This is a genomic window from Streptomyces sp. NPDC039736, assembly GCF_055596485.1.
Window position 1 is genome coordinate 222623 of sequence record NZ_JBVIUQ010000004.1, and the last position, 13846, is coordinate 236468.

At 73.7% G+C, this 13846-nt stretch carries 14 protein-coding genes; 2 read left to right on the plus strand and 12 right to left on the minus strand.

All coding sequences use genetic code 11. The features are described from left to right. Positions 1 to 46 precede the first annotated feature (46 nt). Positions 47 to 1453, plus strand: coding sequence for an MFS transporter (locus ACZ56L_RS14335; protein ID WP_468686115.1), 1407 nt, complete (start codon positions 47 to 49; stop codon positions 1451 to 1453). Between the two features lie 25 nt (positions 1454 to 1478). Here the strand turns inward: ACZ56L_RS14335 and ACZ56L_RS14340 are convergent, their stop codons facing one another. From ACZ56L_RS14340 to ACZ56L_RS14360, 5 genes are all read right to left on the minus strand, one after another. Next, entirely contained in the window at positions 1479 to 1835 is a 357-nt protein-coding gene (locus ACZ56L_RS14340) for an MmcQ/YjbR family DNA-binding protein (RefSeq protein WP_345223114.1), read from the minus strand. A 57-nt stretch (positions 1836 to 1892) separates the two neighbouring features. Continuing rightward, positions 1893 to 3182 (minus strand): hemolysin family protein, encoded by a 1290-nt coding sequence (locus tag ACZ56L_RS14345; RefSeq protein WP_345223113.1) that lies wholly within the window; start codon positions 3180 to 3182, stop codon positions 1893 to 1895. Beyond that, positions 3179 to 3676: an rRNA maturation RNase YbeY gene (gene ybeY, locus ACZ56L_RS14350; protein ID WP_345223112.1), complete on the minus strand. Its 498-nt coding sequence runs from the start codon at positions 3674 to 3676 to the stop codon at positions 3179 to 3181. The genes ACZ56L_RS14345 and ybeY overlap by 4 nt, the downstream gene beginning before the upstream one ends. A gap of 14 nt (positions 3677 to 3690) precedes the next feature. Further along, positions 3691 to 4755: a PhoH family protein gene (locus ACZ56L_RS14355; protein WP_345223111.1), complete on the minus strand. Its 1065-nt coding sequence runs from the start codon at positions 4753 to 4755 to the stop codon at positions 3691 to 3693. 140 nt (positions 4756 to 4895) lie between these two features. Continuing rightward, the gene (locus ACZ56L_RS14360) at positions 4896 to 6011 is read right to left on the minus strand and encodes a carbohydrate kinase family protein (RefSeq protein ID WP_380837026.1); all 1116 of its coding nucleotides are present in this window, start codon (positions 6009 to 6011) and stop codon (positions 4896 to 4898) included. A 406-nt stretch (positions 6012 to 6417) separates the two neighbouring features. Between ACZ56L_RS14360 and ACZ56L_RS14365 the strand changes: the two genes are divergently transcribed. After that, positions 6418 to 7800 carry an MFS transporter gene (locus ACZ56L_RS14365; protein WP_471064682.1) on the plus strand — a complete coding sequence of 461 codons (1383 nt, stop codon included), beginning with the start codon at positions 6418 to 6420 and terminating at the stop codon, positions 7798 to 7800. A gap of 152 nt (positions 7801 to 7952) precedes the next feature. On the opposite strand, the gene ACZ56L_RS14370 is transcribed toward ACZ56L_RS14365, so the two are convergent. The 7 genes from ACZ56L_RS14370 to ACZ56L_RS14400 form a co-directional block, all read right to left on the minus strand. Then, entirely contained in the window at positions 7953 to 8858 is a 906-nt protein-coding gene (locus tag ACZ56L_RS14370; protein ID WP_345223110.1) for a ribonuclease Z, read from the minus strand. A 5-nt stretch (positions 8859 to 8863) separates the two neighbouring features. Next, the gene (locus ACZ56L_RS14375; RefSeq protein ID WP_345223109.1) at positions 8864 to 9223 is read right to left on the minus strand and encodes a histidine triad nucleotide-binding protein; all 360 of its coding nucleotides are present in this window, start codon (positions 9221 to 9223) and stop codon (positions 8864 to 8866) included. Between the two features lie 333 nt (positions 9224 to 9556). Beyond that, entirely contained in the window at positions 9557 to 10513 is a 957-nt protein-coding gene (locus tag ACZ56L_RS14380) for an ATP-binding protein (RefSeq protein WP_345223107.1), read from the minus strand. Positions 10514 to 10725: 212 nt separating this feature from the next. Further along, the gene (locus ACZ56L_RS14385; RefSeq protein WP_471064146.1) at positions 10726 to 11388 is read right to left on the minus strand and encodes a hypothetical protein; all 663 of its coding nucleotides are present in this window, start codon (positions 11386 to 11388) and stop codon (positions 10726 to 10728) included. 44 nt (positions 11389 to 11432) lie between these two features. After that, entirely contained in the window at positions 11433 to 11825 is a 393-nt protein-coding gene (locus ACZ56L_RS14390; protein ID WP_471064148.1) for a VOC family protein, read from the minus strand. 109 nt (positions 11826 to 11934) lie between these two features. Beyond that, positions 11935 to 12678 (minus strand): 16S rRNA (uracil(1498)-N(3))-methyltransferase, encoded by a 744-nt coding sequence (locus tag ACZ56L_RS14395; protein ID WP_345223101.1) that lies wholly within the window; start codon positions 12676 to 12678, stop codon positions 11935 to 11937. After that, complete coding sequence (locus tag ACZ56L_RS14400; RefSeq protein ID WP_380837028.1) at positions 12675 to 13772, minus strand: nitronate monooxygenase; 1098 nt, start codon at positions 13770 to 13772, stop codon at positions 12675 to 12677. The genes ACZ56L_RS14395 and ACZ56L_RS14400 overlap by 4 nt, the downstream gene beginning before the upstream one ends. Positions 13773 to 13846 lie beyond the last annotated feature (74 nt).

The window sequence follows — 13846 nt, forward strand, 5'->3', positions numbered from 1 at the left end:
AGTTCCCGCTCCCCACGGGCATTCCGGGAACCGGAGGGTGGGGCGCATGGCACTCGACACATCCACCGCTCCCCCGTCCCCTCCCGGTCCGGCGCCGTCGGCGCGGCTGACGGGCCGCGCCGCGCTCGTCCTGTTCGTGCTGTGCGCGGCGCAGTTCATGGTGGCGCTGGACTTCTCCGTACTCAATGTGGCGCTGCCCGCGCTCGGCGCCGAACTCGGCATGAGCCGGTCCGCGCTCCAGTGGGCGGTGACGGCCTTCGCGCTGCCGTCCGGCGGCTTCCTGCTGCTCTTCGGCCGCACCGGCGACCTGTTCGGCCGCCGCAAACTGTTCCTCGCCGGCCTCGCGCTCTTCGGTACGGCGTCCCTGCTGGCCACCTTCGCGTGGGACCCGGCGTCGTTCCTGGCCGGGCGCGCGCTCCAGGGCGTCGGCGCGGCGGCGATCGTCCCCACCGGCATGTCGCTGCTCACCACCACCTTCCCCGAGGGCCCGCAGCGCGACCGCGCGCTCGGCATCAGCGGCACCCTGCTCTCGCTCGGCTTCACCGTGGGCATGGTGCTGGGCGGCGTCCTGACCGACGCCCTCGGCTGGCGCTCCACGATGGGCCTGCTGGCCCTGTTCACACTGATCGTGCTGCCGCTGGCCCCCGGCGTCCTCACCGAGTCCCGCCACCCCGAGCGCCCGCGCCTGGACGTGCCCGGCGCGATCACCGTCACCGGCGGACTGCTCGCCCTGATCTACGCCCTGTCCACGGCCGCCGAACGCGGCTTCGGCGGCGCGGACGTGCTCGCCGCCCTGATCGCGGGCCTGGTCCTGCTGACGGCCTTCGTCCTCGTCGAGTCCCGGACGCGGGAACCCCTGGTCTCGCTGCCCATGCTGCGCCGGCCGTCGGTCGCCTGGGGGAACATCGGGGGCCTGGTCACGTTCGCGACGATGACCACCGCCGTTTTCGTCCTGACCCTGTACCTCCAGGAGATCCTGCATCTGTCCGCCTCGCAGACCGGTCTGGTCTTCGGCGTCCAGGGAGTCCTCTCCGTCGTCGCGGGCACGCTCACCCCGAGGGTCGTGGGCCGCTTCGGCGCCCGCCGCACGCTGGTGCTCTCGCTGCTCGCCCAGGGCGCTCTGATGGGCGGCCTGCTGGCCGTCGGCACGAGCTCGGGCGCCCTGCTCGTCACGGTCTTCATCTCGCTGGCGAGCATGGCCCACCTGGGCGCGATCGTGTCGTACGGGCTGACCGCGACCTCCGGCGTCCCCGACTCCGAACAGGGTCTGGCCACCGGCCTGGTCACCACGACCCAGCAGGTCTCGCTGACGATCGGCATCCCCCTCCTGGGCGTCCTCGCCACCACCCAGGACACCCTCTTCACGGGCGTCCGCCTGGTGCTGGCCCTGTGCGCCGGGCTGGTGATCGCCACCGCCCTGCTGGTGGCCGTCGGCCTGCGCAGGCGCGCCTGAGGCGCCCGGCCTGACGAAGAGGGGGTCACGCCCGGTCCAGCCGGAGCCGGACCGCCCGGGGCAGACCGGCCACCACGAGGTCGTACGAGTCCTCGATCATCTCGCGCACGAGACGGTCGGGGACGGACCCGTCGAGGGTGACGGTGTTCCAGTGCCGCTTGTTCATGTGCCAGCCGGGAACGACCGCCGGGTGCTCCCCGCGCAGCCGGACCGCGATCTCGGGATCGCACTTCAGGTTCACCCGGAGCGGCTCGGACGCCAGCGCGCTCAGGGCGAAGACTTTTCCCAGCACCTTGAAGACGGACGTCTCCGGAGTGAACGGAAACTCCTCCACAGCCTCGTTGAACTCAAGACAGAACGACCGGAGCTGAGCAGGAGTCATACGTTCCAGTATCGGAGCCGACGGCTGCGACCGCACCCCCGCCCCCACCGTCGACCCTCAGTCCTTGGCGTCCTCGGACGCCACCGGCTCGGCCAGCACCGTCACGATCTTGTTCCGCCGTCCCGCGGGCGACTCCGCCGTGAGCCTCACCCGCCGCCCGTCCGGCAGGTCGACCGTCGCCGACGCCCCGGCGATGGGCACCCGGCCCAGCGCCTTGGCCAGCAGCCCGCCGACCGTCTCGACGTCCTCGTCGTCGAACTCGTCGAGCCCGTAGAGCTCCCCGAGATCGTCGATGTCGAGCCGTGCCGTCACCCGGAAGCGCCCCTCGCCGAGCTCCTCGACCTGCGCGACCTCGCGGTCGTACTCGTCGGTGATCTCCCCGACGATCTCCTCCAGGATGTCCTCGATGGTCACGATCCCGGCCGTGCCGCCGTACTCGTCGATCACCACCGCCACGTGGTTGCGTTCCTGCTGCATCTCCCGCAGCAGGTCGCCGGCGTTCTTCGTGTCCGGCACGAAGACAGCGGGCCGCATCGCCGTCGACACGAGATCGGACTCGGCGTCGCGGTTGATGTGCGTCTTGCGCACCAGGTCCTTCAGGTAGACGACGCCGACGACGTCGTCCTCGTTCTCCCCCGTCACGGGAATCCGCGAGAACCCGGACCGCAGTGCCAGCGTCAGCGCCTGCCGCACCGTCTTGAACCGCTCGATCGACACCAGGTCGGTGCGCGGCACCATGACCTCGCGCACCAGGGTGTCGCCCAGCTCGAAGACCGAGTGGACCATGCGCCGCTCGTCGTCCTCGATGAGCGACTCCTGCTCCGCGAGGTCGACCATCGCACGCAGTTCCGCCTCGCTGGCGAACGGCCCCTTGCGGAACCCCTTGCCCGGCGTCAGCGCGTTGCCGATGAGGATCAGCAGTTGCGGGATCGGCCCCATGATCCTGGCCAACGGCAGCAGCACGTACGCCGAAGCCGTCGCCGTGTTCAACGGATGCTGCCGCCCGATCGTGCGCGGCGAAACGCCCACCGCGACGTACGAGACGAGCACCATCACCGCGATGGAGACCAGCAACGCCTGCCAGGTCGTGTCGAAGACTTCGAGGAAGCCGTACGTGACGAGAACACCGGCCGCCATCTCACAGGCGACCCGTGCCAACAGCGCCACGTTCAGATAGCGCGTCGGATCGGCGGCCACCTGCGCCAGTTTCGCGCTGCCGCGCTTTCCCGCCCGTACCGCCTCGTCCGCACGGAAGCTCGTCACCCGCGCGAGACCGGCCTCGGCGCACGCCGCCAGCCAGGCCACGACGACCAGGGCGACGGCGCCGACGATCAGTTGCGGACTCATGAGACGGTCGGCGCCGGGGAGGGACCGGTGAGGCCCTTCTCCGCCCGCCAGCCGTCGACGATGGCCGCCTGCAGGCCGAACATCTCGGCCTTCTCGTCCGGCTCCTCGTGGTCGTAGCCCAGCAGGTGCAGCACGCCGTGCACGGTGAGCAGCTGGAGCTCCTCGTCCATGGAGTGCTCCGTCTCGGCGTCCTTGCCCTGCTGCTCGGCGACCTCCGGGCACAGCACGATGTCACCGAGGAGCCCCTGCGGGGGCTCCTCGTCGTCCTTTGCCGGCGGACGCAGTTCGTCCATCGGGAAGGACATGACATCGGTCGGACCCGGCAGGTCCATCCACTGGATGTGCAGCTGCTCCATGGCGTCGGCGTCCACGACGATCACCGAGAGCTCGGAGAGCGGGTGGATGCGCATCCGCGTGAGGGCGTAGCGGGCGATGTCGAGGATCGCCTGCTCGTCGACCTCGGTTCCGGACTCGTTGTTGACGTCGATCGACATGGTGCGCTGTGGCTCTACTTCCCGGTCCGGCCGCCCGGCCCGTTCTGGACTTCGGTACGGCTGTCGTACTTCTCGTACGCGTCGACGATACGGCCGACGAGCTTGTGCCGTACGACATCCTCCGACGTGAGCCGGGAGAAGTGGATGTCCGGGACGTCCCCGAGGATGTCCTGGACCTGCCGCAGACCGCTCTTCGTGCCGTTGGGCAGGTCGACCTGGGTGACGTCACCGGTGATGACGATCTTCGAGTCGAAGCCGAGCCGGGTGAGGAACATCTTCATCTGCTCGGTGCTGGTGTTCTGCGCCTCGTCGAGGACGACGAACGCGCTGTTGAGCGTCCGGCCGCGCATGTACGCCAGCGGGGCCACCTCGATCGTCCCCGCGGCCATCAGGCGCGGGATCGTCTCGGGGTCCATCATGTCGTGCAGCGCGTCGTAGAGCGGGCGCAGATACGGGTCGATCTTGTCGAAGAGGGTGCCGGGCAGGAAGCCCAGGCGCTCTCCGGCCTCGACGGCGGGGCGGGTCAGGATGATCCGGTCGACCTGCTTGGACTGGAGCGCCTGGACCGCCTTCGCCATGGCGAGGTAGGTCTTGCCCGTACCGGCGGGGCCGATGCCGAAGACGACGGTGTTCCTGTCGATGGCGTCGACGTACCGCTTCTGGTTGAGCGTTTTCGGGCGGATGGTGCGGCCGCGGCTGGAGAGGATGTTCTGCGTGAGCACCTCGGCGGGCGTCTCGGTGACCGCTCCGCCGTCGGGGGCGCTCCCGCCCGTCCCGTTGCCGTTGCCGTTCGCCCTGAGCATGGCGATCGAGCGTTCCACTGCGTCCTCCGTCATCGGCGCCCCGGTGCGCAGCACCAGCATCATCTGGTCGAACAGTCGCTGGATCAGGGCGACTTCCGCCGTCTCCCCCGTAGCGCTGATCTCATTGCCCCGGACGTGGATGTCGGCCGCCGGGAAGGCCTCTTCGATCACGCGCAGCAGGGCGTCGCCTGATCCGAGCACCGTCACCATGGGATGCGTGGCGGGAATCTTGAACTCGGCACGGGCCTGCGGCTTGCGTGTGGGTGTCTGAGTCATGGGCCGGCACTGTGGCCTGCGCATACCTCCCGTTGCAGGGTTCTCGCTGCTCGACAACCTCTGGATCCCCAAGCGTACGACTCACCGCTGACAACACCCAGGGGGTTTCGCCGTCGGACGCGCACGGATGTGTTCCGGTTTCAGGCCCGGAAGCCGATCGTCGGGACCGCGCGGCGCAGGGGCCACGGCCGGGCGCGCTCCGGCAGGAGGTCCTCCAGGAAGGCGTACCGACGCAGCGCCTGCTGGTCCTGCGCCTCGTATCCGCGCACCTGCCGCCACCACGCGCCGATCTCCGACCAGCCCGGCGCGGACAGCGACCCGCCGAACTCCTGCACGGAGAGCGCCGCGGTCAGCCCGGCGAAGGCGAGCCGGTCGGCGAGCGGCCAGTCCGCGAGGGTGCCGGTGACGAATCCGGCGACGAAGACGTCGCCCGCGCCGGTCGGGTCCAGCGCCTCGACGGCGATGGCGGGCACCTCGGCGCTCTCGCCGGTCGACCCGTCCACCGCGTACGCGCCGTCCGGCCCCAGGGTGACGACCGCCAGGGGCACCTTCTCGGCCAGCCGGTGGGCGGCCCGGCGCGGGCAGTCGGTGCGGGTGTAGCGCATGGCCTCCTCGGCGTTGGGGAGGAAGGCCTCGCAGTGCTCCAGGCCGGCGAGCGCGGACAGGTCCCAGCGGCCGGTGTCGTCCCAGCCGACGTCGGCGAAGATCTTCGCACCGCGCCGGGCGGCGGAGGCGGTCCACTCCTCGCGCCGGCCCGGTGTCAGGGACGCGATGGCGGCCCGCGCGCGGGGCGGGCAGGACGGGAAGGGCGCGGAGCCGCCGGGCGGGGGCGCCTCGTGGCCGTGCGAGACCATCGTGCGCTCGCCCTCGTACGCCATGGAGACGGTGACCGGGGAGTGCCAGCCGGGGACGGTGCGCGACATGCCGAGGTCGATGCCCTCGCCGTCGGCGAGCGCGTCCCAGCAGTACTCGCCGTAGTGGTCGTCGCCGAAGGCCGCCGCGAGGGAGGTGTGCAGGCCCAGGCGGGCGAGGGCGGTGGCCATGTTGGCGACGCCGCCGGGGCTGGAGCCCATGCCGCGCGCCCAGGACTCGGTGCCGCGCACGGGGGCGCTGTCGAGGCCGGTGAAGATGATGTCCAGGAACACCGTGCCGGTGAGGAACACGTCGCACTCGGGTCCGCCGGGGTCGCGCAGGCCGTCGAGCGGGTCGACCCGCCGGGCGGGATCCTGGTCGCCGTGGTGGATGTGCGTGCTCACTGTGCGCTCCCCGTCGTGCGTGCGTGTGCTGCGGTTTCGCGGCCAGTGTGCACGACCGGCGGGGCCGTGCGGGCTCTGTGCGCGGGGCGTCGCGCCCACGCCGCGGAGCCGCTGGACCGCGGAGAGAGCGCCACTCGTACCCGGCCCTCCGGACCGCAAACACAATGTGTCGCAGCTCACTGACCGGTTTCCCTTTTCCTGCGGTCTGCGCGCTTGATAAGAATTGGGCCGCGTTCCTGTCCCTCGACGGTCGCTCAACCCCCTTTGCCGGTCGGCCGTCATGACGTCCTGTCATCACGCACGTCTTCTTTCAGGAATGCCCGTGTCTTCGCGCTCTCGCGCTGTTCTGCCGCGCCTTCGCGCTGTCTCGTCGCTCTTTCGCGTTTCGTCGCGCTCTGGCGCCGTTCTGCCGTGCCGTCGTGCCTCTTTGTGGCCGCTGGTCGCCGTGTTCACCGCCGGATATCTCGCGGCGTACCTGCTGCCGACCGTGGTGGGGCGGCTCGGCTCCGGGCTCGGGCTCACGCCCGCCGGGGCCGGTCTCGTGGGCAGCGCCCTGCTGCTGTGCTCGGCGACCGCGGGTTTCTCGCTCGCCTCCCGGGTGGAGCGGACCGGGGCGCGCCGGGCGGCCCGCGCGGGGCTGCTGCTGATGCTGCTCGGGTACGGGTGCGCGGCCCTGGCGTCCTCCCTGGTGCCGGTGGTGGCGGGGGCGGCGCTCGGCGGCTTCGGCTCGGGCACGGCGACCGCGGTGGCCGCCGCGGGGATGGCGGCCCGGCGCGACCCGCACCGGGCGTCCGTGCTCGGCCTGCTGAGCGTGTCGGCGACGGCGGGCGCGCTGTACCTGACGGTGCCGCACCTGGACGGCGGGCACCGGCCGCCGTTCGCGGCGCTCGCGCTGATCGCCGTGCTGGTGTGGCCCGCCGCGGGACGTCTGGCGGGCCGGCCGGACGCGGCGGCGGGCGCCACGACGTCGCCTCTCGCGGCGGCCGCGGCGGCGACCCGGCTGCCGCACCGCGGGGCGGGCCTGGTGCTCGCGGCGGCGATGCTGTGCTGGTCGATGTGCCAGAACGCCCTGTGGGGCGTCAGCAACCGCATCGCCACCGTGCAGGCGGGTCTCACCGAGGTGAGCGCCGGCGCGGTGTTCGCGGCGGCCCTGGGCGCCGGACTGCTCGGCGTCACCGCCGCCGGCGCGCTCGGGTCGCGGCTGGGGCGTGCGGTGCCGGTGGGCGCCGGTACGGCGTTCATCGCGCTGTGCGTGGCGCTGAGCGCGTCGGCGACCGGTGCCGGTTCCTTCGCGGCGGGCGAGATCCTGTGGAACGCGGTCTACCCGGTGGTGCTGTCGTACCTGATCGGGCTGGCCGCCTCGATGGATCCGCGCGGCCGCTGGGCGGTGTTCGCGGGGTCGGCGTCCTCGCTGGGCGTGGCGTGCGGTCCGGTGGCGGGCAGCGTTCTGTCGGCGCGGGCGGGCTTCCCTGCCATGGGGCTCGTGCTGGGCTGCGTCCTGCTGCTGACGGCGGTGCCGATGACGCTGGTGGCGCTGCACACCGGCGGCCGTCCGCTGGTCGCCGGTGCGGTACGGCGCAGGGGCGGGGCCCCGGCGGCCGTCCTGGCGGGCACCACGGGCGCGCCCGCCGGCCAGGTGCCGCAGGTGGGCGCGGCGGAGCAGGAGGTCGCGGAGATCTCGCTGCGGCCGCTCGCCCGGCGGGCGCGCCCGCCGTTCGCCCGCACCGCGACGGTGCGGGCGCCACGGGGGCGGGAGCGGGAGCCGCGCGGGGTCGGGGCGCGGCGGTAGCGGCGTGCGGGGACAGCGGTAGCGGCGCGCGGGAACGAGGGAGTTCCGGCGCCCTGCCGCCCCGGTACGCGCCCTCGTCCCGTACGCCACCGGCGCCCTCTCGCCCCGGTCGCTACATCCGCTTGGGCACCGGCACCCTCTCGCCCCGGTCGCTACACCCGCTTGGGCACCGGCACCCGCATCAGGTCGTCGGCCACTGTCAGTTCCCCTTCGAAACCCGCTGCCCTGGCCTGGCGCTCGAACTCCTCCGGATCGCTGTAGCGCTGCGAGAAGTGCGTCAGGACCAGGTGCCGTACGCCTGCCTCCCGTGCCGCCCCCGCGGCCTGTCCGGCGGTCAGGTGGCCGTGGTCGGCGGCCAGGCGCACGTCCTCGTCGAGGAACGTCGACTCGATGACGAGCATGTCGCAGCCCTCGGCGAGCACATGCACGCCGTCGCACAGGCGGGTGTCCATGACGAAGGCGAAACGCTGGCCCCGGCGTTCCTCGCTCACCTCGGCGAGTGTGACCCCGTTCAGCACGCCGTCGCGCTGGAGGCGCCCCACGTCCGGGCCCTCGATGCCGTGCGCGGCGAGCCGCTCGGGCAGCATGCGGCGGCCGTCCGGCTCGACCAGCCGGTAGCCGTAACTCTCCACCGGGTGCGACAGCTTGTGCGCGGACAGGGTGTACCCGGGCGTGTCGGCCACGACCCCGTCGGCCGACACGGGGGCCTCGGCGATGTCGACGCTCTCCCGGTAGGCGGTGGAGTACCGCAGCCGCTCGAAGAAGTGCTGTCCGCTCGCCGGGTAGTGCGCGGTGACCGGATGCGGGACCTGGTCGAGGTTGATGCGCTGGATCACCCCGGCGAGGCCCAGGGAGTGGTCGCCGTGGAAGTGCGTGACGCAGATGCGGTCGATGTCGTGCGCGGCCACCCCGGCGCGCAGCATCTGCCGCTGCGTGCCCTCGCCGGGGTCGAAGAGGAGCCCCTCGGCGTCCCAGCGCAGGAGGTAGCCGTTGTGGTTGCGGCGGCGGGTGGGGACCTGGCTGGCGGTGCCGAGGACGACCAGTTCGCGGGCGGACACGACGGCTATCCGGGCGGCCAGGTGAGGCCGCGCCCGCCCAGGACGTGCGCATGCGCGTGGAAGACGGTCTGGCCGGCGCCGGAACCGGTGTTGAAGACGATCCGGTGGCCGCTCTCGGCGACGCCCTCCGCGAAGGCGACCTCGCCGGCCTCGCGCAGCACGTCGGCGGCTGCCTGCGGATCGGCGGCGGCCAGCGACGCCGCGTCCGGGTGGTGCGCCTTGGGGATCACCAGGACGTGCGTGGGCGCCTGCGGGTTGATGTCGCGGAAGGCGAGGGTGGTCTCGCTCTCGCGGACCACGGTGGCGGGGATCTCCTTCGCGACGATCTTGCAGAACAGGCAGTCCGCCTGCGGTTCACCGGGCATGGAGGCCTCCTGGAAGAGGGTGATCGGACACGGCGCATGCTATCGGCCCGCTCCCGCTCCCGACCTGCCGCGTCACGGCCCGCGCACGGGACGCGGCCCGGCGGGGGGGACGGCCCGCACCGGGCGCCCCGCACCGGAAGCTGCCCCGTCCCGGGCACGCCCCGCCCGTCGTCCGGGGGCCCCGCGCCGTACCGGAAGTGCCAGGACCCCTCCCGTACGCCTCACGGCCGCGCACGACACGCACCACGCGGCCCGCCCGACGGCGGCCTCTCCGCGAGCACGACGGCCGCGCGCGGCCCGCGCCCTGGCGGGTCCACGGCACCGGCGGCGGCGTTACGGCCTGCCCAGCCCCGCCAGCAGAAGTTGCCCGTACTCCCGGTGCGCCAACGGCAGCCGGTAGGTGCCGTCCTCCTCCGGCAGCACCACCGACGCCTCGACCAGCGCGTCGAGTTCGCCGCCGTCCGCGAACACCGTCTCCACCTGCTGGGCGGTGAAGTTGCCGGTGAACGCCGACAACTTGGCCCACAGCAGCCGCTCCGCCCGCCCGCACAGGTCGTGGCTCCACGCGATCGCCCGCAACAGGGTGCGGTGCCTGGCCGGCTGCTTGGGGCCGTGTATCAGCACCCCGAACCGCGCCCCCGGCTCGCACAGGCTGCCGTAGAGCTGCTGCGGCGTGGTGTTGTTCCCCAGGGTGCGGGCGGCCAGCAGGACGCTCAGCGGGTCGCCGTCGAGGCGCTCGGCGAGCAACCGGGTCCAGAACACCGGCAGGTCCACCCCCTGCACCGCCGCCTTCTCCCGCAGGAGTTCCACGGTGTGCTCGCGCGACAGCGGCCGCAGCGGCACCCGGTACTCACCGGGCACGCCGACCGCGCCGCGGCTGGTCACCAGGATCTGGAGCCCCGGGCACGCGTCGTGCAGCCTGCCCACCAGATAGGCGCAGCCCGCCCGGACGTGCTCGCAGGTGTCCAGCACGAGCAGGCCGCGCCGTCCCGCCAGCAGCCGCAGCACCGCCTCCATGGGGTCGGTGCCGCTGCCGGGTGCGGTGCCCGCGTGGAGCGCCGCGGCGACGGTCTGCGGAACGAGGGCGTTGTCCGCGCAGTCCGAGAGGTCGGCCCGGTGCACGGGGAGGTCGGTGACGGTCTCGGCGATGCGGGCGGCGAGGTGCGTCTTGCCGACCCCGGCGGGACCGGTGAGGGTCACCAGCCGGGTGTCCGCGAGCACGTCGAGCAGCTCGTCGAGGGACGGCTCGCGGGGGAGCCGGGGGACGGGAAGGCCGTGTGCGGGGGGCATGGGACCCACTCTGGCCGGGCCCGGAGAGGGCGCGCGCCCCTGCGGTCCGGAGATCCGTACACCTAATTCGGCGGGCCGCCGCCGCGTAGGTATGCGGGAGGCGGCCTCGTGCGCCGCTCCCGGGCCCGCCGGGCCTGCCGGGTCCGCCGGGCCTGCCGGGTCCGCCGGGCCTGCCGGGCCTGCTCGTACGCCGCCGTCCCCGTCGCGCGTGCTCACTTGCCGGGGGGACAACCGCACGTGGGTGCGGGGTCCGGCGCGGGGGCGGGGCCGACGGTCACGGTCACCGTGACGGTGGGCCGGGGGGCGGGCGGGTCGGGCGAGGGGGCGGGGGCGGGCCGGGTGGCGGTGGCGGTGACCGTCCTGGTGGGGCGCACGGTGGGCTCCGGGGGCGGGCTCCAGGTGGGCGGGCGGGTGGTGGGCGGGCGGGTGGTGGGCCGGGCTCCGCAGTCGCCGAGCACGCTCACCCGGAACACGGTGCGCCCGCCGACCTCGGCGGCCAGGTCGCCCCGTACGCAACGGCCGTCGCGCTCCTCGGTGACCCTCCCGGCGACGCGGATCTCCTCGCCGTCCTTGGTCTGCCCCTCGCACGCCACGGAGGCGACGCCGGAGGCCGTCGCCGGGGACGGCCGGACCGAGGGGGGCGCACTCCCCCGCGCACCGCCGCCGACCGTGGACGTACAGGTCAGCCAACCGACGTCGAAGCCGGCGCGCTCCAGCGCACGCGTGCCGGCCCGGTCGGTGGTCAGCGCCACCGCGAAGGAACTCGGGCCGCCTTCGCCGCCGGGTTCGCAGGCGGCCGCGCCCGCCGCCGTCGCACCGGCGAGGACCGCCGCCGCGAGGACGCGCCTGTGCCGTGCTCGCCTCCGTGCCCCCATGTCCGGCAGCCTCCCACCGCCCCGGGGCGAAGGACAGGCGCGTTTCAGCCGCCGAGCAGCAGCCACTCCTGGAGCTCGACCAGGTTCCCCTCGGGATCCTCCAGGTGGGCCGCCCGCATGCGCTCCGTCAGCGGCGCCGGCCCGCGCACCAGCACCGCACCGCGCGCGGTGATCTCCGCGCAGTACCGGTCGAGGTCGTCCACCCGCAGCACCACGAACGACCGGTGCCCCGCGGGCTGCCCGGCGACCTCGCCCAGCAGGCCGGCCATCACCGCGCGGTCCTGGAGCGCGATGCCCGCCGACCCGGTCGACGGGGAGAACTTCTCGTACGGCCCGTCCACGAACCCGGACTGGGCCCGGAGCCCCAGCACCTCGCCGTAGAAGCGGTAACAGGCGGCGAAGTCGGTGACCAGCAGCCTCACCTGTGCGAGTTCCATGACGCTCTCCCTCGGTGCGAGTGACATCCGTGGTCTTCCGCGCGCCACGGCCGCGGCCCGGTCCCCGGCACCCGTGCCCGCGGGCGGGCGCCCGGCTCCGGCGCCGGGGTCAGGACCACCGTCCGGTGCGTCCCAGCAGCAGCGCGGTGGCCGCCGTGCCCGCCGTGCTCGTCCGCAGCACACTGCGGCCCAGCCGGTACGTTCCCGCCCCCGCCCGCGCGAACAGTTCCAGCTCCTGCGGCGAGACCCCGCCCTCGGGACCGACCACCAGCACGAGGGAACCCTCCGCGGGCAGCTCCGCGAGCGCCAGCGCGGCGCTGTCGGCGTCGCGGTCCTCGTGCAGGACGGCGGCGAAGTCGGCGGTGGCCAGAAGTGCGCCCACCTGCTTGGTGCTCATGGCGTCGGCGATCTCCGGGAAGCGGAGCCTGCGCGACTGCTTCCCGGCCTCCCGCGCGGTGGCCCGCCACTTGGCGAGGGACTTCGCGCCCCGCTCGCCCTTCCACTGGGTGATGCAGCGCGCCGCCTGCCACGGCACGACGGCGTCCACACCGGTCTCGGTCATCGTCTCCACCGCCAGCTCGCCGCGGTCGCCCTTGGGGAGCGCCTGCACGACGGTGATGCGCGGCCGGGGCTCCTCCTCGACGACGGTCCCGACGACCTCCACGACGAGCCGGTCCTTGCCCTCCGCGGCCACCACGACGGCCTCGGCGCCGCGCCCGCGCCCGTCGGCGAGGACGACGTCCTCCCCCGCCGTCAGCCGCCGCACGGACACCGCGTGACGCCCCTCGGGGCCCGCCAGGACGTACTGGCCGCCCTCGGGCACGTCCTCCACCACGAACACCGGCGCCGTCATGACGTCGACCTCCTCAAAGCCATCTCCGTCCACGCCGCGTCCGCCTCGGCCGACAGCACCTGCACCAGCCGCCCGGCGGGCAGGTCCCTCGCCAGCCGGTGGCCCTGCCCCGCCCACAGCGCCATGCCCTGGGCGTCCCCCACCCGTGCGGCGGCCTGCCGCAGCCCGGCGGTCAGGTAGTGCACCTCCGGGTAGGCGGAGGGCGCGTACCGCCCGTGCTCGCGCATGAAACGGTTCACCAGCCCGCGCGCGGGCCGGCCGGAGAACGCGCGGGTGAGTTCGGTCCGTACGAACAGAGGGTTCTTCAGGGCGTTCTTGTGCAGGGCGTGCGCACCGGACTCGGGGCACGCGAGGAACGCCGTGCCGAGCTGCGCCGCGTCCGCCCCGGCGGCCCGCACGGCGGCGATCTGCGCCCCGCGCATCAGCCCTCCCGCGGCGACCACCGGCAACTGCACGGTCTCGCGGACCTGCGTCACCAGCGACAGCAGCCCCAGGCCCCCGCTGCCGTCGGTCTGCGGGTCGTCCCGGTGGGTGCCCTGGTGGCCGCCGGCCTCGATGCCCTGCACGCACACGGCGTCCGCGCCCGCCCACTCGGCGGCCTGCGCCTCCTCCGGGGTGGTGACCGTGACGATCGTGTACGTCCCGACGTGCGCCAGCGCGTCGAGCTCGTCCCGGGAGGGGCAGCCGAAGGTGAAGGACACCACCGGCACCGGGTCGTCGACCAGGAGCGCCAGCTTGGCCTCGTACCCGTCGTCGGTGCCGTGGTCGTCCTGCTCGGCGATCGGCGTCTCGTACCAGGCGCTCTCGCTCGCGAGCTGCTGCCGGTACAGGTCGACGGCCGCCGGATCGGCGGCGGCCTGCGGCATGAACAGGTTGACGCCGAACGGCTTCGAGGTCAGCGCACGGAGCTGCTTGATCTCCTCGTACGTTCCGTCGGCGGTCTTGTACCCGGCGGCGAGGAAGCCGAGCCCGCCCGCGTCCGACACGGCCGCGGCCAGCTCGGGGCGGGACACCCCGCCGGCCATGGGCGCGGCCACGATTCCGCGCCGGCACAGCTCTCCCAGCGCGGGCACCACCCGGGTCTCAACAGACATGCCCGCATCGTTTCACGACACGGCCGACCCGCCGAATCGAACAGGAACGGGGCCGGGCCACCAGGCCCGGCCCC